Here is a 22,204-nt window from a genome sequence, read left to right on the forward strand (position 1 = left end):
TGTGGCCTAGAGGAAGGCCGTTTCGTCAAAGCTGCGCAGCTTGCGGCTGTGGATACGTTCGATGGGCATGGCACGCAACCGTTCCATCGCCTTGATCCCGATCTGAAGGTGGCGGGCGACCTGCGTCTTGTAGAATTCCGAGGCCATGCCGGGAAGCTTTAGCTCGCCATGCAGGGGTTTGTCGGACACGCAGAGAAGGGTGCCGTAGGGGACGCGGAAGCGGAAGCCATTCGCCGCGATGGTGGCGGATTCCATATCAAGCGCGATGGCGCGGGATTGCGAGAGGCGCTGAACGGGGCCGGACTGATCGCGCAATTCCCAATTGCGGTTGTCGATGGTGGCGACGGTGCCCGTACGCATGATGCGTTTGAGTTCGTAGCCTTCGAGTTGGGTCACCTGTTCCACCGCGTCTTCAAGGGCGATCTGGATCTCGGCCAGCGCGGGGATGGGGACCCAGATGGGAAGGTCGTCATCAAGGACGTGATCTTCGCGCAGGTAGGCATGGGCGAGGACGAAATCGCCCAAGGACTGCGAATTGCGAAGGCCCGCGCAATGGCCGACCATCAGCCAAGCGTGGGGGCGCAGGACGGCGATATGGTCGGTGGCGGTTTTCGCGTTCGAGGGGCCGACGCCGATATTGACCAGCGTAATGCCATTCCCGTCGGCCCGTTTCAGGTGGTAGCTGGGCATCTGGGGCATCTTTGCGGGCGGCGGCAGGGTGCCGTCGGATGCCGTGATGATCTGGTTTCCGGGGGCGACGAATTCGGTATAGCCCGAGGCTGGATCGCCCAGCGCGTGGCGGGCGTAGGATTCGAATTCATCGACGTAAAACTGATAGTTGGTGAAAAGGACGTGGTTCTGGAAATGCGCCGCATCGGTGGCGGTGTAATGCGACAGCCGCGCGAGCGAGTAATCCACGCGCTGTGCCGTGAAGGGCGCGAGCGGGCGCGACCCATCGGGATGAACCTGACGTGTGCCATTGACGATATCGTCATTGGTGGTGGCGAGGTCGGGCACATCAAAGATGTCGCGGAGCGAAAATTCCAGCACGCCTTCTTGTGGGACGGACACTTTGGGGTTTCCAGCAACTGCGAAATGCACGGGGATGGGCGTGTCGGAAGGGCCGATCACGATGGGCTGGCCGTGGTGGCGGATCAGAAGATCAAGCTGCTGGGTCAGGTAGTTGCGGAACAGGTCGGGGCGCGTGACGGTCGTGGAATAGGTGCCCGGTTCCGCGACATGGCCAAAGGAAAGGCGCGAGTCGGTCTTTACATGGCTGGTCGTGGTCAGGCGAATTTCCGGATAGAAGGCCCGGATGCGGGCATGGGGTTTGCCCCCGGTCACGGCGGCGGTGAAATGCTGAGAAAGGAAGGCGGTGGCGTTGAAATAAAGCTCTTCCAGACGGGCGACGGCGGCGGCGGGATCGGTAAAGGACTCGGCCACGGGGTTGCTGTCGGGGGTCAGAAGGGGAAGGGCATCTTCGTTCATTCGTTATTGTTCTTTCTACGTCTTCGGTTTGATCCGGCATCTAATCCGAAACCGGGGGGCGAGGGCAAGTGAAGGCTTTGCAACGTGCGGCCGGGTGGCCTTGCGGTGGCGGCGCGGGCGGGAGATAGTCGCCGCCATGAAAACGCTTCTTTCCATAGGGCATGGCTATTCGGCCGAGGCGCTGGCGCGGCGGCTTTTGCCACAGGGCTGGCGGGTGATCGGGACCACGCGGCGGGCGGAAAAGGCACGGCGCATGGCGGCCACAGGGGTTGAGGCAGTGCTGCTGCCCGGCCCCTTGGCGGGGGCCTTGGCGGAGGCGACGCATATCCTTGTCTCCGTGGCCCCGGATGAGGCGGGCGACCCGATCCTGCGCGAGCATGCGGAAGAAATGCGCGCGGCGCGGCCGGAATGGGTGGGCTATCTTTCAACGACCGCCGTCTATGGCGACCATGCAGGCGGTTGGGTGGATGAGGATACAGCGCTAACCCCCACGACCGCACGGGGCCAAGCGCGGGTGGCGGCAGAGCGGGGCTGGACAGCGCTGGGGCTGCCTTTGCACATCTTTCGGCTGGCGGGGATCTATGGATCGGGGCGCGGGCCGTTCGAGAAGGTGCGCGACGGGACGGCGCGGCGGATCATCAAGCCGGGGCAGGTGTTCAGCCGCATCCATGTGGAGGATATCGCGCAGGTTCTGGCGGCATCCATCGCGCGGCCAAGCCCGGGCAGGATTTACAATGTCTGCGACGACGACCCTGCCCCGCCCGAGGATGTGATCGGCCATGCGGCGGAATTGCTGGGCCTGCCGCTGCCAGAGGCCGTACCCTATGACGCGGCGGAGATGACGCCGATGGCCCGCAGTTTCTATGCCGAGAGCAAGCGGGTGCGGAATGACCGGATCAAGGCCGAACTGGGCGTGCGGCTGATCTACCCAACCTATCGCGAAGGATTGGCGGCTTTGCTTGCGGCAGAGCGGGGCCAGTTCACGGGCCAGTTCACGGGGCTGTGAAAATTCTGCGGTGCAGAGGGTTGAATTCGTGACTCCCCTACCCACCTTTGGAACGCGGGCCGGGCCCCTCTGACGCGAAAGCGCCATGTCGGACCGCATCGAGTGCGCCTCGATGTCATGCCCGGACCTGATCGGCTGACTTCCCGGCGTTTGATACGTGTTCGAGAGAGGTCGTCGGGGAATGGAATTTCTCTATCTGCTGTTCTTAGGCAAGCCCATGTGGATGTGGCTGCTGTTCATCATCTTGGTCATTTCGCTTTTGGCCTTTGACCTTGGGGTTTTGCACAAGGATGGAAATCACGAGATCGGGGTGGCCGAGAGCCTAAAGCTTTCGGCGATGTATATCGCGCTGGGACTAAGCTTTTCCGGGTTTGTCTATTGGCAGATGGGGTGGGAAAGCACCGCGCATTACCTGACGGCCTTTGTGGTGGAAAAGACGCTGGCGATGGACAACGTCTTTGTCATCGCGCTGATTTTTACCTATTTCGCGATCCCCCGCGCCTATCAGCACCGGGTGCTGTTCTGGGGTATCCTTGGCGTGATCGTGCTGCGTGGCATCATGATCGGGCTGGGGGCGACGATTGTCGCGTCCTACGCTTGGGTTCTGTATCTTTTCGCCGTGTTCCTGATCTTTACCGGGATCAAGATGCTTTTCGTGGGCGATGAGGAGCATGACATCGCCGGGAACCCGATCCTGAAATTCGTCAAGGGGCGGTTCCGTGTGACGGAAGAGTTGGAGGGCAACCGTTTCTTCGTGAAGCGGGCGGATGCGAGCGGCAAGGTGGTGCGCTATGCGACGCCCCTGTTCATCGCGCTGATCCTGATCGAGATTGCCGATCTGGTCTTTGCGGTCGACTCGGTGCCTGCGGTGTTCACGATCACGACGGACCCTTACATCGTTTACACGTCGAACATCTTTGCCATCCTTGGCCTTCGGGCGCTGTATTTCGCGCTGGCCGCGATCCTGCATCGCTTTGCCTATCTGAAATATGCGCTGTCGCTGCTTTTGGTGTTCATTGGTTCGAAAATCTTCATCGCGGATGCGATGGGATGGGAGAAGTTCCCGCCGAGTTGGTCCTTGGGGATCACTTTTGCGATCCTTGGGGCGGGCGTGATCTTTTCGCTGTGGAAGACGAAAGGCGATAAGGGCGAGATGGTGAAACCCGCAGAGTGACGGGTTGAAATTGGAGTGGTGCGCCCGGGCTGGAATGCCCGGGCGTCCTGCGTTGTGGCGCGAGGGATGGATAAAGTGATGCGCGAGCAAGTGGCGATGTTTCTGGAGCGGCCCGTGGTGACCCGGTTCATCATGGGGGTGATCCTGTTCAATGCGGTTCTCCTAGGGTTGGAGACATCCAAGCCGGTGATGGCGGCGGCGGGTGGGGTGATCCTGACGCTGGATCGAATCTGTCTTGCGATCTTTGTCGTGGAAATCGCGCTGAAGCTTTTCGCGCTGGGGGGGCGGTTCTTCCGATCGGGGTGGAACCTGTTCGATCTGGCGGTGGTGGGCGTTGCACTGATGCCCGCGACGGGGGGGCTTTCGGTGCTGCGGGCCTTGCGGGTGCTGCGGGTGTTGCGGCTGATTTCCATCGCGCCCAGCCTGCGGCGTGTCGTGGAAGGGTTCCTTCTGGCACTGCCGGGGATGGGGTCGGTGACGCTGCTGATCGCGCTGATTTACTACATCGCCTCTGTGATGGCGACGAAGCTTTTCGCGGCGTCCTTCCCCGATTGGTTCGGCGATCTGGGTCGGTCGGCCTATACGCTGTTTCAGGTGATGACGCTGGAAAGCTGGTCCATGGGGATCGTGCGCCCGGTGATGGAGGTCTATCCCTATGCGTGGATGTTCTTCGTGACCTTCATCCTTGTGACCACCTTTGCCGTCATCAACCTGTTCGTCGGTCTGGTGGTGAACTCGATGCAAGAGGCCGCTGAGGCCGACAAGCCGGATGAGGCGGCGGCGCGTCATGCGGAACTGATGGCGCGGCTGGAGGCGTTGGAGAAGCGATTGGCGGACCGCTAGGCCCGCCGCCCCACCATCGCCACGCCAAGGGTCGACAGCACTTTCGCCTCGATCTGGGCGGCATCCATTCCGGCGATCTGATACATGCGGTCGGGGTTGGCCTGATCGATGAAGATGTCCGGCAGGACCATGCTGCGGAATTTCAGCCCCGTGTCAAAGACGCCCTCATCGGCGAGGAGTTGGGCCACATGGGAGCCGAAGCCGCCTACGGCACCCTCTTCCACGGTGATCAGCGCCTCGTGGTGGCGGGCGGCGTGAAGGATCAGGTCGCGGTCGAGCGGTTTGGCAAAACGCGCATCGATCACGGTGGGGGCGAGGCCGCGCTGGGCGAGGGATTCGGCGGCCTTCAGCACCTCGGACAGCCGCGTGCCGAAGGAGAGGATGGCGGCGCGGCCGCCTTCGAGGATTACGCGGCCTTTGCCGATGGTAAGGGGCGTGCCGCGCGCGGGCATGTCGCAACCGACGCCTTCGCCGCGCGGATAGCGGAAGGCGATGGGGCCTTCGTCATACGCTGCGGCGGTGGCGACCATATGCATCAGGTCCGCCTCATCCGCCGCGGCCATCACCACGATGCCGGGCAGGTTGGCAAGGAAGGCCACGTCAAAGCTGCCTGCATGCGTGGCGCCGTCGGCACCGACCAGCCCCGCGCGGTCGATGGCGAAGCGGACGGGAAGGCGTTGGATCGCCACGTCATGGACGACCTGATCATAGCCGCGTTGCAGGAAGGTCGAATAGATCGCGCAGAAGGGCCGCAGGCCCCCAGCGGCAAGACCCGCCGAGAAAGTCACGGCATGCTGTTCGGCGATGCCCACGTCAAAGCAGCGGCGGGGGAAGCGGTCGGCAAAAAGGTTCAGCCCCGTGCCATCGGGCATGGCTGCGGTGACGGCAACGATTTTTTCATCGCGCTCGGCCTCGGCGATCAAGCCTTGGGCGAAGACCTTGGTATAGGCGGGGGCGTTCGACACGGCCTTGGCCTGCACGCCGGTCAGCACGTCGAATTTGCCGGTGGCGTGGCCACGGTCGCGTGCAGCCTCGGCCGGGGCATAGCCTTTGCCCTTCTTCGTGAGCACATGGATAAGCGTCGGCCCCGTGGCGCGGGCGCGGGCCGTGCGCAGGACGGGGAGAAGCTGATCCAGATCATGCCCGTCGATGGGGCCGATGTAGTTGAAACCCAGCTCTTCGAACAAAGTGCCGCCGACGGCCATGCCCTTGAGCATTTCCTTCGCCCGCCGCGCGCCTTCCTGAAAGGGTTCGGGCAGGAAGCTGACCGCGCTTTTGGCGGCGGCCTTGAAATCCTGGAACGGGGCTTCGGCATAAAGGCGCGACAGGTAGGAGGACAGCGCGCCAACAGGCGGCGCAATGGACATTTCATTGTCATTGAGGATGACGAAGAGACGGGTCTTGAGGTGCCCTGCGTTATTCATCGCCTCGAACGCCATGCCGGCGGACATGGACCCGTCGCCGATCACCGCGATGGCATCACCCGGATCGCCGCCCAAATCGCGCGCCGCGGCAAAGCCAAGGGCCGCCGAGATAGAGGTGGAGCTATGGGCCGCGCCAAAGGGATCATAGGGCGATTCGCTGCGCTTGGTAAAACCGGATAGACCGCCTTCGGTCCGCAGGGTACGGATGCGGTCGCGCCGCCCGGTCAGGATCTTGTGCGGGTAGCATTGGTGGCCCACGTCCCAGATCAGCTTGTCCCGTGGGGTGTCGAAAACGGCATGTATGGCAACGGTCAGTTCCACCACGCCCAGACCCGCGCCAAGATGGCCGCCGGTGACAGAAACGGCGCTGATGGTTTCCGCGCGCAGTTCATCGGCCAGTTGCCGCAATTCGCGGTCCGAGAGCGCCTTCATATCCGAAGGCGCGGCGATACGGTCCAGAAGCGGGGTCTTGGGTCGGTCGGTCATGCGGCCCTCCGATCGGGCGAAAAGGGCGTCAGGTGTCGCGGCTGATAACGAAGCGGGCGCAGGCGATCAAGTTCGCGGCCCTGTCGCCATAGGGGGAAAGGTGGCTTTCCGCTTCGGAAATCAAAGACCGGGCGCGCGTCTTTGCCGCATCAAGGCCGAGGAGCGAAACGAAGGTCGCCTTGCCCGCATCGGCATCCTTATGCAGGCGCTTGCCGGTCTTTTCTGGGTCACCTTCCACGTCCAACACATCATCCCAAATCTGGAAGGCAAGGCCCAGCGCCGTGGCATAACGTGCCAAAGGCTGCGGATCGGCGCCGGCAAGGATGGCCCCCGCCTCTGCCGACCAGCGGATCAGGGCACCTGTCTTGCCCGCCTGCAATTCGGTGATCTGCTGGAGCGTCAGGGGCGCGGTGGCGGTTTCGGCCGCGATGTCAAGCGCCTGACCCAGCACCATGCCTTCGGCCCCGGATGCCTTGGCAAGCCCCGCCACAAGGGCGATGCGGGTATCGCCCGAGCCCAGCGCGGGATCGGCCAGCAATTCGAAGGCAAGGGTTTGCAGCGCGTCCCCTGCCAGCACTGCCGTCGCCTCATCCCATGTCACGTGGATGGTGGGCTGGCCCCGGCGCAGATCATCGTCATCCATGCAGGGCATGTCGTCATGGACAAGGGAATAGGCATGCAGGGATTCGACAGCCGCCGCCGCGGGCAGGGCTTGAGTGGTGGCAAGACCGTGCATCCGCGCGCCTTCCAGCACGAGGAAGCCGCGCAGGCGTTTGCCGCCCCGCAGGGCATAGCGCATGGCGTGGATCACGGGCTGATCGGCGCGATGGGCCAGCGTGGCCATCAGATGCGCCTCGATCCGGGCGGCATCCTGCGTCAGGGTTTCGGGAAAGGTCACATCCCCTCCGCCGGGGTGGTGCCGGTGGCGCGGCCTTCCTGCGCACGGATGAGTTCGACCTTTTCCTCGGCGGCCTTGAGCTTGTCCGAGCAATGCACCTTCAGGGCCGCGCCGCGTTCATAAAGCGCGATGGATTCCTCCAACGCGACCTCGCCACGTTCAAGCTGAGTCACGACCTGCTCCAGCGCGGCCATCGCCTCTTCGAAGGTCATTTCGGATACGGGTTTTGTCGTCATCTGCCACGTTCCTCCAACACGCCAACATGCGCGGCCACCGAGGCCTGAAGCGCAGGAAGATCATATCCGCCTTCAAGTGTCGAGACGATGCGGCCATGCGCATGGGCATCCGCAATGTCGCAGAGGCGGTGGGTGAGCCAAGCGTAATCCTCGGTCTTCCAGTTCAGCGCGGCAAGGGGGTCATCCTCATGCGCGTCGAACCCGGCAGAGATCAGGATGAATTCGGGCGCATATGCCTCCAACGCGGGAAGGATATGGGTGTCATAGGCCGCACGCATCGCGGCGCTGCCGGTCTCAGGGCGCAGGGGGTGGTTCAGGATATTCCCGTGGGCGCCGCATTCCGACGCGCTGCCCGTGCCGGGATAAAGTGGCATCTGATGGGTCGAGGCAAAGAGGATGCGCGGTTCGTCCCACAAAAGGTCTTGCGTGCCATTGCCGTGATGAACGTCGAAATCAACAATCGCCACGCGCGACAGGCCGTGATGATCCAACAGCCGCTTGGCCGCGATGGCAACGGTACCAAAAAGGCAGAACCCCATGGCCGTTTCCGTTTCCGCATGATGCCCCGGCGGGCGGGCGGCGACAAAGGCATTCTGCGCCTGACCCGCCATGACCGCATCGACCGCCGCCGCGATCCCCCCCACGGCGCGCAGGGCGGCGTTCAGCGATCCGGGCGACAGGATCGTATCCCCGTCCAGTGCAACCCAACCCGTTGTCGGCACGGCGCGGCGCACCTTGGCCAGATAGGCGGAGGGATGGCAGCGCAGCACCTCATCCGCTGCCGCAAGCGGTGCCTCTTCGCGGGTTACCGGCAAAGCGGCAAGGCCACGCTCTACCGCATGCAGACGGTCCACGCATTCTGGATGGCCGGGGGGCGTTACATGGGTCATGCAGTCGAGATGCGCATAGACGATGGTTGCCAAAGGACCAGCCTCCTTCATCTTGGCGAAAAATACTCTGGGGTCCGGGGCAAAGCCCCGGGTGCGTCCACCCCTCAGTCCGGTTGCAGCATATAGCCTTCGCCGCGCACGGTTTGCAGGTAACGGGGTTGGCGGGGATCATCCTCGATCTTGCGGCGCAGGCGGGTGATCTGCACATCGACGGCGCGTTCCTGTGCCCCCTCTTCGCCGCCGCGGCCAAGGTCGCCCACCAGTCGCTCACGCGGGATGGGCTGGCCGGGTTGCGCCGCAAAAAGGCGCATCAGGGCAGATTCGGTTGCCGTCAGGCGAACAAGATCGGGGCCGCGCCACAATTCGCCCCGGTCCATGTCATAGCGCACGGCCCCCATATGCAGCACTTTCGGCGCCGGCGGCGCAGGCTGTGCCTGCGGCACCCGGCGCAGAATGGCGTTGATCCGCAGCAGCAATTCCTTCGGCTCAAACGGTTTTGCAAGGTAATCATCGGCCCCCGCCTCGAACCCTTCGATGCGGTTTTGGGTTTCGCCGCGGGCTGTAAGCAGCAGGATCGGCACGGCATTTTTGGCTCGCAATTCGCGCGTCAGACTGATGCCATCCTCGCCGGGCATCATCACATCCAGCACGATCATATCGAATTCCAGCCCGGCCAGCAGGCGGCGGGCCTGCGCGGAGTCGCGCGCGACAGTCACCAGAAAGCCGTTGCGCATCAGGAATTTCTGCAACAGGCCGCGAATGCGTTCGTCGTCATCGACGACCAGAAGATGGGCTTGCGGTTCGGTCATTTCTCTCCCTCGCGGAGGGATTGATACTGCCTGCGCATTTCCGGGTCCATCATCGCCTCAAGCACGGTGCGAAAGCCTTGCACGGCGGCAGGGCCTGCGGCGCGGTAGGCGGCGCGCATGCGGGCGCGCTGCGCATCGGAAAGCTGGCGTTCCAAATCCTGCCCTTTCGGTGTCAGGAAAAGGTTGCGTTCGCGCTTGTCGGATTTGCCAACGCGCGCCTCAACCAGACCATCGTCGATCAGGCTGCGCAGCACGCGGTTCAGGCTTTGCTTTGTCACACCAAGAATGGCGAGAAGGTTCGAAACGGTGGTGCCGGGCGAGCGGTGGATGAAATGGATCGCGCGATGATGCGCGCGGCCATAGTCCATGGTTTCAAGGATGCGGTCAGGATCGGCGGTGAAACCGCGATAGGCGAAGAACATCGCCTCGATCCCCTTTCTCAGCTGTTCGTCGGTAAGGAAGAGCAGGCTTTCACCACCCGTATTGCCCTCTGCCATGCGCGCCTCCCTGTGTTGCCAAGGAATTTACGTCAGCCTTGTTGACTTTCCAAGTCACAACTGTTAGCTCAGCCTCGCTTTTGCGCAATATTATGTCCGAAGCGGACTTAATCGGCGCAACAATCGGAAATTCTGCCCTTGGGAGTGGGACATGGCTGGCTACGACGATCGCGACGGGTTCATCTGGATGGATGGCAAGCTGGTGGAATGGCGCGGCGCGAATGTCCACATCCTGACCCATGCACTGCATTATGCCAGCGCGGTGTTCGAGGGGGAGCGTTGCTATAACGGCAAGATCTTCAAATCGTCCGAGCATTCCGAACGGCTGCGGACGTCGGGCGAACTTTTGGACATGCCGCTGCCCTATTCGGTGGAAGAGATCAACGCCGCCAAGGAAGCGGTGCTGAAGGCCAATAACCTGACCGATGCCTATGTGCGTGCCATCGCCTGGCGCGGTGCCGGTGAGGATATGGGGGTCGCATCGAAGCGGAACCCGATCCGGCTGGCCGTCGCCGCCTGGACCTGGGGCAATTACTATGGCGATGCAAAGTTCAAGGGCGCGAAGCTGGACATCGCCAAGTGGAAGCGCCCCTCGCCCGAGACAATCCCCCATGCGGCCAAGGCGGCGGGTCTGTACATGATCTGCACCATGTCCAAGCACGCAGCTGAAGCGAAAGGCTGTTCCGACGCGATGATGTTCGACTATCGCGGTTATGTGGCCGAGGCGACGGGGGCGAATATCTTCTTCGTGAAGGACGGAGAGGTGCATACGCCGATCCCGGATGCGATCCTGAACGGAATCACGCGGCAGACGGTCATCGGGATGCTGAAGGACATGCAGATCAAGGTGCATGAGCGCCGGATCGAAGCGCATGAGTTGGAAGGGTTCCAGCAATGCTTCCTGACCGGGACGGCGGCGGAAGTCACCCCTGTGGGCCAGATCGGCGATTACAATTTCGAGGTGGGTGATCTGACAAAGCGGATCGCCACCGAATACGAACGCATGGTCCGCGCCTGACGGGCATCTGCCGCAAGCGATAAAGGGGTGCCGCTACTTCGGGTCGCGGTGCCCCTTTTCCTTTGGGTCTTCGGTCAACCGAAGCGTCAGGATCGGCAGGCCGGCAATACCCCGGCGTGCCGCCCTTTCGCGAAGGCTGCGCGCAAGGGTCAGGATGGCCGCCCCATCGAGCGCGATGTCCCCCGGCAGATCAACCATGACGTGAAGGGGTGTTATTGGCCCGCCTTCAACCGCCACCCGCATCTTTGCGCCGCGCGGCACATATTGCGCCAACGCACGGCGCACCAATCCCGCAATCAGAAGTCTGTCCATCCATCTGTCCCCCATTCCCACATGGATGACGATGGCAGACAGCGTTTTCGATTCGGTTCACAGCCTGTCGCGGATCAACGGCGTGGTGGAACAATGCAGGCCGCCGCCATTCTTTTGCACCTCGGCATAGGGGATGGTCACCCATGACACGCCCGCCGCCGCCAGCCGATCAAGCGTGCGGTTGGTCGCGCCTTCGGGCATCAGCACCCTGCCCGGCGCGATGGCCAGCGAATTGACGATCCAGCCATCATCGGCGGGATCGGTTTCGATCCAGCGGATGCCGCGTGCCCTAAGCTCTTCTAGGAATGAGAAGGGCAGACCCATCGGGTTGAGGATGGCAAGATCGCGGTCGATCATCAGGAAGCTGACATCCAGATGGATGTCATAGCCGACCAGATCAACGATCAGGAGTTCGACGCCCTGCCGCGCCAGCACGTCGCGCACCTGTTCGGCACCGTCGCGGTTGACGCGAACGCCCACGCCTATGGCGCAGGTCTTGTCATTCAGCCACGCAAAGCTGCCGCCTTCCATGACGCCTGTGCCGTTGATCGTGCGCAAGATCGGGATGCCAAGGCGGGCAAGGGTGCGGGTGACGGCCAATTCCTCGCCGCGCCGGATACGCGCGCCCATGCGGCAGATGATGGCTCCGCCCTTCACCATGATCAGCGGATCGCGGGTATAGACCTGCTTTAGGCGGTTGCCTGCCTCTCCATCCAGATAGTGGACGATGACCCCTTCGGATTCGAGTGCGGCGACAAAGGCGGCATGCTGGCGCTGCATCAGGGGAATGTCTGGCGGGGTATCGGATTGGAAATACCAGCCCACGGAAGGGTCGCCGAAAGACCCGATTTCAGGCAGGCGTTTTGATGGGTCCACCACCGCCATTTCGGGGCCGGGGCGGTGCATCAGGATTTCGCGGATACGGCCCACGTCATTGTCGATGCCCCAGACCTTGCCCCATGTCGCAGCAAGTTCTCCGGGGTCTTCGAAACCGGGTTCGGCCCCTGCGGCAAAGGTCTTGATCGTCTGGGTATAAATCCAGTGCGGATTGGTCATGGCGGCCCCGATTGCTGTTCGGGGCCAGCCTATGCCCCCGACCCATGCACCCGCAAGCGGGCCTGATCAGGCGCTGCGCCCGCGTGCGATGCGCAGGAATTGGATCAAGCGGCTGGACCCAGCAGCGGGGCGCGAGTGATGCCATGTTTCGCGCGGGCTGCGCGACAGGCGAAGGAATTGCTGCACACGGCTGCCGGACGAGGGGCTACGCTTATCGGCGATATGCTTGGTCATGTCTGCCTCCCTTCAAGGACGGAGAGACAGGGTAACAGAAAAGCCCGCCTCGCCAAAGCGACCGATCCGAACCAATGCGGGCATTTGCCCAAAAGCCACCTTAAGACAGGCGCTGGATCGCCCAGCGCGCGGCCTCGGCCACGGTGGGATCGGGGTCGGAGAGAAGCGTCTCGGCGGCGGGGCGCAAGGCAGGAAGGCCAGAATTTCCAATGGCGTAAAGGACGTTGCGGATGAAACGGTCACGCCCGATGCGTTTGATCGGGCTGCCTGCGAAACGGGCACGGAAGGCGGCATCGTCCAGCATCGCAAGATCGGCAAGATCTGGCGCGCCAATGCGGTTCTGATAGCCGATCTCGGTGGCGGCCTTGGCGAATTTGTTCCATGGGCAGATGGCAAGGCAATCGTCGCAGCCATAGATTCGGTTGCCCATCAGGGCGCGAAGGTCCGGGTCCACCGGGCCTTTATGTTCAATCGTCAGATAGGAAATGCAGCGCCGCGCGTCGAGTTGGTAGGGCGCGGGGAAGGCACGGGTCGGGCAGATATCGAGACAGGCGGTGCAACTCCCGCAATGCGATATCTCGGGCGCGTCCTTTGGCAGGTCGATGGTGGTGAAGATTGCGCCCAGAAAGACCCAATTTCCGAAATCGCGGGACAGAAGATTGGTGTGCTTGCCCTGCCAACCAAGACCTGCGGCCTGCGCCAGCGGTTTTTCCATCACGGGGGCCGTGTCGACAAAGACCTTGATCGCCTCGCCCTGCCCGGCTTGATCCAGCAGCCAGCGCCCCAGCCGTTTCAGCCGCCGCTTGACCAGATCGTGGTAATCCTTCCCCTGCGCATAGACAGAGATGGCGGCCCGCTCTGGTTGGGACAGGACGGCAAGCGGATCGGTTTCGGGACTGTAGACCTCGGCCAGCATGATGATGGACCGCGCTTCTGGCCAAAGCGCGGCAGGGTTGCCACGCCATTCGGCACGGTCGGCCATCCATTGCATCTGCCCGTGATGGTCTTGGTCAAGAAACCGCATCAGGCGCGGCGCGGCGTCGGGGATAGCATCTGGGGCGCAGATGCCCATGGCGGCGAAGCCTTCCGCAAGGGCCTGATTTGACAACCGTTCTTTCAGATCGTCAGGCTTCATCTTGGCAAAAATACTCTCGGGGGGAGGCGCGGCACGCGCCGTGGGGGGCAGACAGCCCCCCTGCCCGGGTTGGGTCTAAAAATCCAGATCCGCATAATGCGGCGGCGGCGGGAAGCCCGGCACCTGATCGGCAAGAAGGGTGCGGAAACTGGGGCGGGATTTCACCTTGGCATACCAGTCCTTGACCGTGGCAGAGCGGTTCCAGTCCACATCCGAGATGTAATCCAGACAGGACAGATGCGCGGCGGCGGTGAAATCGGCCAGCGTCATCACATCGCCGGCAAGCCAACGGCGCTGATCCAAGAGCCAGCCGAGGTAATCCAGATGATACTTGATCCGGCTCGCGCCGAATTTGACATTCTTGCTGTCCGGGTAGCCCTGCCCCATGACCTTTTTGTTCACACGTTCATAGAGCAGTTTCGACGTGACCTCGTCGTGAAACTTGTCATCGAACCATGCGCAGAGGCGGCGCACCTCATAGCGTTGTTCGGGGTCGCGGGGCATAAGTTGCGGGGTGGGAACGGTTTCTTCCAGAAACTCACATATCGCCTGGCTTTCCGACATCACGCGGCTGTCCCAGCGCAGGACAGGGATTTTTCCGGCGGGATTGCGGCGCAGGAAATCGGGGGTGGGTTCCCAGTAGCGCTCTTCGACCAATTCCACCTCCAGCCGCTTTTCGGCAAGGGTCAGGCGGACCTTGCGGCAAAAGGGCGAGAGCGGGAAATGATAGAGACGGATCATAGGGAGGGCTTACCCCGGCGGATCTTGTAACGGATTGGAGTCTCTTGCCCTTTTGGGGGCGGGAATTCAACGGTCATTCCTGAAAACAGGCGGCGCGGCCGTCGGCGGCGATGGTTTCGGCGCCGGAGAGGATGGCGCGGGTTCTTTGGCGGACGAAGTTGGAGGGGTTGGAGGCGCTGCGGTTTTTCGGATCGGGGAGGACGGCGGCGAGGCGGGCGGCTTGGGTGGGTGTGAGATCACGCGCATCGACGCCGAAATGGTGCTGCGCGGCGGCCTGCACGCCGAAGACGCCTTCGTCAAATTCGGCGACGTTCAGGTAAACTTCAAGGATGCGCCGCTTGGACCAGAGGGTTTCCACGACCGGGGTCAGCGCGGCCTCGGCGGCCTTGCGTGCCCAGGACCGCCCATGCCAGAGGAAGACGTTCTTGACCGTCTGCTGGCTGATGGTCGAGGCCCCGCGGTTGGAGCCTTCGGCCACCGCCTCGCGGATGGCGGCCATGTCGAAACCCCAATGAAGACAATAGTTTGCGTCCTCGGCGGCCACTGCGGCGCGGGCCATGACGGGGGCAATATCCTCCATCGGGACCCAGTCCTTTTCGATCCCGCCAAGGCGGAAGCTTTCGCCCAGTTGGTAGAAATTGATGGGGGGCGGGAGGAAGGAAAAGAGGAGGATGAGGAGGAGGTAAAGCCCCGCGATGCCGCCTGCGATGCGGCCCGCCCAGCGCAGGACACGGCGGCGCAGGGGCTGCGCGACGGGGGTCGGCGCGGCCTTGGCGGCGGTCTTTTTCGGCTTGGCCTTGGGCTTTTCGGGACTGTCGGTCATGGCGGGGACTAGAACCACGGGCGGGGGCACGCGGTCAAGAGACGGCAAGGGAAAGCGCTGCAACGGCTGTGCCCTGTTTTGTGCCGCCTTTTGTGCAGCAAACTGTGGGCACAGAGCGCGCGGTGGATGAAGGGGGCGTTAAGGCGACGGTTTGGGTCTAAGTGAGTTGGGTAGGATCGGCAGATGGATGCAGAGAGCAAAGCCGCACCCAAGGGCGACGGGGTTTCGATCCTGCATATCCCGCGCTGCGGAACGGGTGAAAGAAAAGGCCCCCTCGCGGGGGCCTTTCTGTTTCGTCACTCTGCCGGAACCTTTGCCGCCTCGTCCGAGAGGGGGTGCGCCAGATGGGGGAGCATCTCTTTCGGGCAGACTTGCAGGAAGTTGCGCTTCTCAGCCTCCCAGTTCGCAAGGATGCGTTCGGCGATGCGCGAGCCTGTCTCGGCGTGGTGGCGTTCGATCAGGCCCTTCACCTGTGCCTCCCAATGGGGATGGCCGATGCCGCAGGTGAGGATCGACTCGAGGTTCATGAAATCCTCGGCCACGCCATCGGGATCGTAGACATAGGCCATGCCGCCCGTCATGCCCGCGCCGAAGTTCGCGCCGATCCGGCCAAGGATCACCGCGACGCCGCCCGTCATGTATTCGCAGCCGTTCGAGCCACAGCCTTCGACCACCACCTTGGCGCCGGAGTTCCGCACCGCAAAACGCTCGCCCGCGCGGCCCGATGCGAAGAGGAAGCCATCGGTCGCCCCATAAAGGACTGTGTTGCCGATGATGGTGTTCTCTTCCGCCTTGAGGGGGGAGGACATCATCGGGCGCACGGTGATCGTGCCGCCCGACAGGCCCTTGCCGACATAGTCGTTGGCATCCCCCTGCACCTCGATCTTCAAACCGCGCACGGAGAAGGCACCGAGCGACTGGCCGCAAGAACCGGTGAGTTTCACCGTCAGGTGATCCGGTTGCAGGCTGTTTCGCATGCCGAACTTCTTGACGATATGCGACGAGGCGCGCGTGCCGATGGTGCGGAGCGTGTTCCGCACGGCATAGGACAGTTGCATCTTTTCGCCGTCTTCGAAGAAGCGGTGGCCGTCCTTGATAATCTCGGCATCGAGCGTATCGGGCACGGCATTGCGCGGCTTGGACCGATCATAGGTGATCTTCTGCGCCCCATCGACGGTGATGAGAAGGGGGTTGAGATCAAGATCATCGAGCGCTGCGTGGCCCCGGCTGACCTGCGTCAGAAGATCGGCGCGACCGATGATTTCATCCAAAGACCGCGCGCCGATGGAAGCGAGGATTTCCCGCACTTCCTGCGCATAGAAGGTGATGAGGTTGACCACCTTATCCGCGCTGCCTGTGAATTTCTGGCGCAGCGCTTCGTTCTGCGTGCAGACGCCCACGGGGCAGGTGTTGGATTGGCACTGGCGCACCATGATGCAGCCCATGGCGATCAGGGCGGCGGTGCCGATGCCGTATTCTTCGGCCCCCATCATGGCGGCCATCACCACGTCGCGCCCGGTGCGGAGGCCGCCATCGGTGCGCAGCGTGACCCGTTCGCGCAGGTTGTTCATGGCGAGGACCTGATGCGCCTCGGTCAGGCCCATTTCCCACGGCAGGCCCGCATATTTGATGGAGGTCGCGGGGGAGGCCCCGGTGCCGCCATTGTGGCCGGAGATCAGGATGACATCGGCCTTGGCCTTGGCCACGCCTGCCGCGATGGTGCCGACGCCAGAGGCCGAGACGAGTTTCACCGTGACCTTGGCGCGCGGGTTGATCTGTTTGAGGTCATAGATCAGCTGGGCGAGGTCTTCGATGGAATAAATGTCGTGATGCGGCGGCGGCGAGATCAGCGTCACGCCGGGGGTGGAATGGCGCAGCCGCGCGATGAGGGCGGTGACCTTCATCCCCGGAAGCTGCCCGCCTTCGCCGGGCTTGGCGCCTTGGGCGACCTTGATTTCAAGTTCTTCGCAGGCGTTCAGGTATTCGGCGGTGACACCGAAGCGGCCTGAGGCGACCTGCTTGATCTTGGCGGATGGGTTGTCGCCATTGGGTTCGGGGTGGAAATGCGCCGGGTCTTCGCCGCCTTCGCCGCTGTCGGATTTCGCGCCGATGCGGTTCATGGCGACGTTGAGGGTTTTGTGCGCCTCGGGCGACAGGGCACCCAGCGACATGCCGGGGGTGACGAAGCGCTTGCGGATCGAGGTGATGGATTCCACTTCCTCGATCGGGACGGGTTTGCCCAGCGGTTTGATATCCAGAAGGTCGCGGATATGGATGGGCGGGTTGGCGCGCATCGCGGCGGAGTACTGCTTCCAGATGTCATAGCTGGCGCGGTCGCAGGCGGATTGCAGCATGTGCATGGTCTGCGCCTCCCATGCGTGCTTTTCGCCAGAGCGGCGGGCCTTGTAGAAGCCGCCGATGGGCAGGACATCGGTGCCGCCGAGCCAGCCTTTGGCGTGGACCTCTTCCAGTTTCTGTTCGATGCCAGTGAGGCCGATGCCGGAGATGCGGGACTGCATGCCGGGGAAGTATTCGGCCACCATCGCGCGGGAGAGGCCGACGGCTTCGAAGTTGAGGCCGCCGCGGTAGGAGGAGATGACCGAGATGCCCATCTTGGACATGATCTTGAGAAGGCCCGCGTCGATGGCGTCGCGGTAGCGGCGCATGGCATCGGTGAGGGTGCCGTCAAGAAGCCCGCGCGAGATGCGGTCGGCGATGGAGTCTTGGGCGAGGTAGGCGTTCACCGTCGTCGCGCCGCAGCCGATGAGGACGGCGAAGTAATGCGGGTCGATGCATTCGGCGGAACGGACATTGATGGAGCAGAAGGTCCGCAGGCCCTTGCGCGTCAGCCATGAATGCACGGCAGAGGTGGCAAGGATCATGGGCATGGGCACGCGGTCGGGGCCCTGATGCTGATCCGTCAGCACCAGATGGCCCGCGCCGGAGCGGACGGCATCTTCGGCCTCGGCCCTGATGCGTTCCAGCCCTTGGCGCAGATCGTCGAGTTCGGGCGAGACGGGGAAGGTGCAGTCGATGAAGGCGACCTGATCACCGAATTGCCGCACCATCACGTCGAATTCGGCATTGGCGATGAAGGGGCTTTCCAGAACGAGGATTTCGGTCTGGCTGCTGTTTTCATCCAGCACGTTGCGGAGGTTGCCGAAGCGGGTTTTCAGCGACATCACGCGGCCTTCGCGCAGGCTGTCGATCGGCGGGTTGGTGACCTGGCTGAAGTTCTGGCGGAAGAAATGCGACAGTGGGCGGTAGACCTTGGACAGGACTGCGGCGGGCGTGTCGTCGCCCATGGAGGCGACCATTTCCTTGCCGTCTTCGGCCATGGGGGCGAGGATTTGTTCCAATTCCTCGACCGTGTAGCCAGCGGCGATCTGGCGGCGGCGAAGGTCGGCGCCGGAGAAGAGGGCGGCTTCCGGCACGTCGCGCAGCAGGCTGTTCAGATCGACGATCTTTTCGATCCATTCGCCATAGGGCTGGCTGGCGGCCAGTTTGTCCTTCATTTCGGCGTCGTGGTAGAGTTTGCCTTCCGCCATATCCACCGCGATCATCTGGCCGGGGCCAAGCGCGCCTTTTTCGCGCACGGTGGTTTCATCGACGGGGACCATGCCCGCCTCGGACCCGGCGATGAGCATGCCGTCGCCGGTGATGACATAGCGCATCGGGCGCAGGCCGTTGCGATCCAGCCCGCCGCAGACCCAGCGGCCATCGGTCATGGCAAGGGCGGCGGGGCCGTCCCACGGTTCCATGACGGAGTTGCAATAGGCATACATATCCGCCCATGCCTGCGGCATGTCGGTGGTGGTTTTGGACCAGGCTTCCGGCACCAGCATCGTCTTGGCCATGGGGGCCGAGCGGCCCGATCTGACCAGCACTTCGAACACAGCATCCAAGGCGCCGGAGTCCGACGTGCCCGACGGGATGATCGGCTTGATGTCTTCGGCGGCATCGCCGAAGTTGTTGGACGCCATGCGAATTTCGTGGCTGCGCATCCAGTTGACGTTGCCCTTCAGCGTGTTGATTTCGCCGTTATGGGCAAGCATGCGGAAGGGTTGGGCGAGCCACCATTGCGGGAAGGTGTTGGTCGAATAGCGCTGATGGTAGATCGCGAAGGAGGATTCGAAACGGTCATCCATCAGATCGGGGTAGAAGACGGCGACCTGTTCGGCCAGCATCATCCCCTTGTAGATGATCGATTGGCAGGAGAGGGAGCAGAGGTAAAGCCCCTGAATCTGCGCCGCGACGGCGGCTTTTTCGATGCGGCGACGGATGATGTAAAGTTCGCGTTCGAACTGTTCCCGATCGATGTCCTTTTCGCAGCGGATCAGGATCTGTTCGATTTCCGGGCGGGTGGCATTGGCCTTTTCGCCCAGAACTTCGGTGTTCACCGGGACGTGACGCCAGCCATAGATGTAATGGCCCATGCGCAGGACTTCGGTTTCCACGATGGTCCGGCAGCGTTCCTGCGCGCCGAAATCGGTGCGGGGCAGGAAGACCTGACCCACGGCGACGAGCTTGTTCAGATCGGGTTCATGGCCCGTGCGGCGGATCACGTCATAGAAGAACCGCACCGGGATTTGCACATGGATGCCCGCGCCATCACCCGTCTTGCCATCGGCATCGACCGCGCCCCGGTGCCAGACGGCCTTGAGCGCGTTGATCCCGTTTTCCACCACCTTGCGGGACGGTTTGCCAGAGATCGACACCACCAGCCCCACACCGCAGGAGGAATGTTCATCCTCGGTCTTGTAGAGGCTGTGTTCGTCCATCCACTGGCGCTTGGCTTCTTCGGCCTTCACCCAGGATTCGTCATAGATCGTCATGGCAAAGGTCTCCTTACGACTTGGGCGGCAGCGGCAGCGACGACAGAACGGCGTCGCAATCGAAGAGCGGTTGGGTGCTGGCGAAACCGGGTTCGCCGGGGAAGATGAATTGCAGGGGCGAGCCGTCTATCGGGACGAAATTGCCGTTGCCGCCATCCCATTGTGAGGGGCCGGAAAAGAACAGCCGCCATTCGGGATGGATATATTCGTTGCCGCGCGACCGCCGCAGGACGTTTCCGGCAAGGTCCGTCTCGGTGAAGTTGAAGGCGGTTTCCTGCAACTCGATCCCGTCGATGACGACCACGCGGCCCGTCAGCGTATCGGCGCCGCGCACGCGGGTGCGTTCGCCCGTGTCATCGGAGAGGCCGAAGATGTAATTGTCGCTGCCCGTGGCCAGAAGGTCCGAGAAGGAGGCCGGATCGGCGGGATTGGGGTCGAGCGTCTGGCGGACCGGCGGGTCGATTTCATAGCTTTCGACCCATTCCGCCTCGTAGTTAACACGCGAGGAGAAGAAGGGGCCTTCCTGATCGAAATCGGTGCGCCACTGGTCGCCCGGCGCATCGGCGGTGCATTTGAAATGGTTCGAAACGCGGCAGCCTTTCGATTGCACGGTCATGAAGGTGGTGCAGCCTTCGGGCGGCGTGAAGGTGCCCTGTGCCGCCGCAGGGGTGGCGAGGACCATAGCCAGCAGGGGCAGGAGGATGCGGGCGGTCATTCGGCGGCCACCTGTGCGGGCTGGGCGAGATAGGCGAGGATGGCATCCGCCGCCTCGCGCCCGTCACGGATGGCCCAAACGACAAGGGACGCGCCGCGCACGATATCGCCCGCGGCATAGACGCCGGGCAAGCTGGTGGCGTGGGTCTGGAAATCGGCCTTGATCGTGCCCCAGCGCGTGACGGCGAGTTCCGGCACGCCCCAGAGGGTGGGGATTTCCTCGGGCTCAAATCCGAGTGCCTGAATGACGAGGTCGGCGGGTTCCACATAGTCGGCCCCTTCGATCAGTTCAGGGGATTGGCGGCCCGTGGCATCGGGGGCGCCAAGGCGCATGCGTTGGACCATGACACCTTCGACATGGGGCGACCCGGTGAAGCCTTTGGGGGCGGTAAGCCAGACGAATTCGACGCCTTCTTCTTCGGCGTTCTGCACCTCGCGCTGGGAGCCGGGCATATTGGCGCGGTCGCGGCGGTAGAGGCATTTCACGGAGGTTGCGCCTTGGCGGATGGCGGTGCGGACACAGTCCATCGCGGTGTCGCCGCCGCCAATCACGACGACGCGCTTGCCTTCGGCGTTCAATTCGCCGCTGTCGAATTCGGCGACGTCATCGCCAAAGGATTTGCGGTTGGAGGCGGTGAGGTAGTCCAGCGCCTTGACGATGCCCGTGGCGCCCACGCCGGGGGCCTGAATATCGCGGGCCTTGTAGACGCCGGTGGCGATAAGGACGGCGTCATGCTGGCCACGGATGGCGTCGAAGCTGATGGTTTCGCCGACGGTGCAGTTCATGACGAATTGGACGCCCGCCTCGGCCAGTTGGTCGATGCGCTGCATGACGACGGGCTTTTCCAGCTTGAACCCCGGAATGCCGTAGGTCAGCAGGCCGCCTGCGCGATCATAGCGGTCGTAGACGGTGACCTGCACGCCCTTGCGGCGGAGCATGTCGGCAGCGGCAAGGCCGCCGGGGCCTGCGCCGATGATGCCGACGGATTCGGTGCGTTCGGCATGGGGTTTGATCGGCTGGACCCAGCCGTTTTCCCATGCGGTGTCGGTGATGTATTTTTCGACCGACCCGATGGTGACGGTGCCGTGGCCGGATTGTTCAATCACGCAATTGCCTTCGCAAAGCCGATCCTGCGGGCAGATGCGGCCGCAGATTTCGGGGAAGGTGTTGGTGGCTTGGCTGATCTCATAGGCCTCTTGCAGGCGGCCTTCGGCGGTGAGGCGGAGCCAGTCGGGGATGTTGTTGTGCAGCGGGCAATGCGATTGGCAGTAGGGCACGCCGCATTGGCTGCACCGTCCAGCCTGTTCGGCGGCCTTTTCGGCGGCGTATTCGCGGTAGATTTCATGGAAATCCTGCGCGCGCAGATTGGCGGGGCGTTTTTCGGGCGTCTCCTTCGCGACGGTGACGAATTGGAGCATGCGGTTCTTTGCCATGAGGGCGCCCTTTCCAACCGGGGTTACCTGGGTGCGCCTTGATACTTTGGTGGCGAGGGGAATAAAAGTCAGTATGTTTGACCTAAATACCGGTTTTTGCCCGGTTGGGTCAATTCTGCTGTCCAATTTTGTGGAATTTAGGTCAGCAAAG

The 22,204-nt window shown here is 62.9% G+C and carries 20 protein-coding genes; 4 read left to right on the forward strand and 16 right to left on the reverse strand.

Annotation, left to right across the window (positions count from 1 at the left end):
* Nucleotides 1-6 precede the first annotated feature (6 nt).
* A complete protein-coding gene (locus tag QF092_RS12320; RefSeq protein ID WP_281464194.1) occupies nucleotides 7-1,488 on the reverse strand; it encodes an AMP nucleosidase in 1,482 nt (493 codons plus the stop codon).
* Between the two features lie 136 nt (nucleotides 1,489-1,624).
* Between QF092_RS12320 and QF092_RS12325 the strand changes: the two genes are divergently transcribed.
* From QF092_RS12325 to QF092_RS12335, 3 genes are all read left to right on the forward strand, one after another.
* A complete protein-coding gene (locus tag QF092_RS12325; protein WP_281464195.1) occupies nucleotides 1,625-2,494 on the forward strand; it encodes an SDR family oxidoreductase in 870 nt (289 codons plus the stop codon).
* Nucleotides 2,495-2,675: 181 nt separating this feature from the next.
* Complete coding sequence (locus QF092_RS12330; protein WP_281464196.1) at nucleotides 2,676-3,668, forward strand: TerC family protein; 993 nt, start codon at nucleotides 2,676-2,678, stop codon at nucleotides 3,666-3,668.
* 78 nt (nucleotides 3,669-3,746) lie between these two features.
* Nucleotides 3,747-4,511 carry an ion transporter gene (locus QF092_RS12335; protein ID WP_281464197.1) on the forward strand — a complete coding sequence of 255 codons (765 nt, stop codon included), beginning with the start codon at nucleotides 3,747-3,749 and terminating at the stop codon, nucleotides 4,509-4,511.
* Here the strand turns inward: QF092_RS12335 and dxs are convergent.
* The 6 genes from dxs to QF092_RS12365 form a co-directional block, all read right to left on the reverse strand.
* Complete coding sequence (gene dxs, locus QF092_RS12340; RefSeq protein ID WP_281464198.1) at nucleotides 4,508-6,421, reverse strand: 1-deoxy-D-xylulose-5-phosphate synthase; 1,914 nt, start codon at nucleotides 6,419-6,421, stop codon at nucleotides 4,508-4,510. The two genes, QF092_RS12335 and dxs, sit on opposite strands and share 4 nt — an antisense overlap.
* 28 nt (nucleotides 6,422-6,449) lie before the next feature.
* The gene (locus tag QF092_RS12345) at nucleotides 6,450-7,319 is read right to left on the reverse strand and encodes a polyprenyl synthetase family protein (protein ID WP_281464199.1); all 870 of its coding nucleotides are present in this window, start codon (nucleotides 7,317-7,319) and stop codon (nucleotides 6,450-6,452) included.
* Nucleotides 7,316-7,555, reverse strand: coding sequence for an exodeoxyribonuclease VII small subunit (locus tag QF092_RS12350; protein ID WP_281464200.1), 240 nt, complete (start codon nucleotides 7,553-7,555; stop codon nucleotides 7,316-7,318). The genes QF092_RS12345 and QF092_RS12350 overlap by 4 nt, the downstream gene beginning before the upstream one ends.
* Nucleotides 7,552-8,478: a histone deacetylase family protein gene (locus QF092_RS12355; protein WP_420026458.1), complete on the reverse strand. Its 927-nt coding sequence runs from the start codon at nucleotides 8,476-8,478 to the stop codon at nucleotides 7,552-7,554. The genes QF092_RS12350 and QF092_RS12355 overlap by 4 nt, the downstream gene beginning before the upstream one ends.
* A gap of 71 nt (nucleotides 8,479-8,549) precedes the next feature.
* A complete protein-coding gene (locus tag QF092_RS12360; protein WP_281464201.1) occupies nucleotides 8,550-9,254 on the reverse strand; it encodes a response regulator in 705 nt (234 codons plus the stop codon).
* Entirely contained in the window at nucleotides 9,251-9,751 is a 501-nt protein-coding gene (locus tag QF092_RS12365) for a MarR family winged helix-turn-helix transcriptional regulator (protein WP_281464202.1), read from the reverse strand. Before QF092_RS12365 ends, QF092_RS12360 begins: the two co-directional genes overlap by 4 nt.
* A 151-nt stretch (nucleotides 9,752-9,902) precedes the next feature.
* Here QF092_RS12365 and QF092_RS12370 point away from each other — a divergent pair, with 151 nt between their 5' ends.
* The gene (locus QF092_RS12370) at nucleotides 9,903-10,769 is read left to right on the forward strand and encodes a branched-chain amino acid aminotransferase (protein WP_281464203.1); all 867 of its coding nucleotides are present in this window, start codon (nucleotides 9,903-9,905) and stop codon (nucleotides 10,767-10,769) included.
* A gap of 33 nt (nucleotides 10,770-10,802) precedes the next feature.
* Here the strand turns inward: QF092_RS12370 and QF092_RS12375 are convergent, their stop codons facing one another.
* The 9 genes from QF092_RS12375 to QF092_RS12415 all read right to left on the reverse strand — a co-directional run bounded on the left by QF092_RS12375 (nucleotide 10,803) and on the right by QF092_RS12415 (nucleotide 22,053).
* Nucleotides 10,803-11,081, reverse strand: coding sequence for a hypothetical protein (locus tag QF092_RS12375; protein ID WP_281464204.1), 279 nt, complete (start codon nucleotides 11,079-11,081; stop codon nucleotides 10,803-10,805).
* A gap of 57 nt (nucleotides 11,082-11,138) precedes the next feature.
* A complete protein-coding gene (locus QF092_RS12380) occupies nucleotides 11,139-12,137 on the reverse strand; it encodes a dimethylarginine dimethylaminohydrolase family protein (RefSeq protein ID WP_281464205.1) in 999 nt (332 codons plus the stop codon).
* Nucleotides 12,138-12,203: 66 nt separating this feature from the next.
* The gene (locus QF092_RS12385; RefSeq protein WP_281464206.1) at nucleotides 12,204-12,371 is read right to left on the reverse strand and encodes a hypothetical protein; all 168 of its coding nucleotides are present in this window, start codon (nucleotides 12,369-12,371) and stop codon (nucleotides 12,204-12,206) included.
* A 100-nt stretch (nucleotides 12,372-12,471) separates the two neighbouring features.
* A complete protein-coding gene (queG, locus tag QF092_RS12390) occupies nucleotides 12,472-13,506 on the reverse strand; it encodes a tRNA epoxyqueuosine(34) reductase QueG (protein WP_281464207.1) in 1,035 nt (344 codons plus the stop codon).
* A gap of 75 nt (nucleotides 13,507-13,581) precedes the next feature.
* A complete protein-coding gene (gene fzlA / locus QF092_RS12395) occupies nucleotides 13,582-14,247 on the reverse strand; it encodes an FtsZ-binding protein FzlA (protein WP_281464208.1) in 666 nt (221 codons plus the stop codon).
* Between the two features lie 73 nt (nucleotides 14,248-14,320).
* Nucleotides 14,321-15,070 carry a monofunctional biosynthetic peptidoglycan transglycosylase gene (mtgA, locus tag QF092_RS12400; RefSeq protein WP_281464209.1) on the reverse strand — a complete coding sequence of 250 codons (750 nt, stop codon included), beginning with the start codon at nucleotides 15,068-15,070 and terminating at the stop codon, nucleotides 14,321-14,323.
* A 296-nt stretch (nucleotides 15,071-15,366) separates the two neighbouring features.
* Complete coding sequence (gltB, locus tag QF092_RS12405) at nucleotides 15,367-19,905, reverse strand: glutamate synthase large subunit (protein WP_281464210.1); 4,539 nt, start codon at nucleotides 19,903-19,905, stop codon at nucleotides 15,367-15,369.
* A gap of 13 nt (nucleotides 19,906-19,918) precedes the next feature.
* The gene (locus tag QF092_RS12410; protein ID WP_281464211.1) at nucleotides 19,919-20,620 is read right to left on the reverse strand and encodes a hypothetical protein; all 702 of its coding nucleotides are present in this window, start codon (nucleotides 20,618-20,620) and stop codon (nucleotides 19,919-19,921) included.
* Nucleotides 20,617-22,053 carry an NAD(P)-dependent oxidoreductase gene (locus tag QF092_RS12415; protein WP_281464212.1) on the reverse strand — a complete coding sequence of 479 codons (1,437 nt, stop codon included), beginning with the start codon at nucleotides 22,051-22,053 and terminating at the stop codon, nucleotides 20,617-20,619. Before QF092_RS12415 ends, QF092_RS12410 begins: the two co-directional genes overlap by 4 nt.
* Between the last annotated feature and the right edge of the window lie 151 nt (nucleotides 22,054-22,204).

The sequence above is a fragment of the Fuscovulum ytuae genome (genome assembly GCF_029953595.1).
Taxonomy (GTDB): Bacteria; Pseudomonadota; Alphaproteobacteria; order Rhodobacterales; family Rhodobacteraceae; genus Paragemmobacter; species Paragemmobacter ytuae.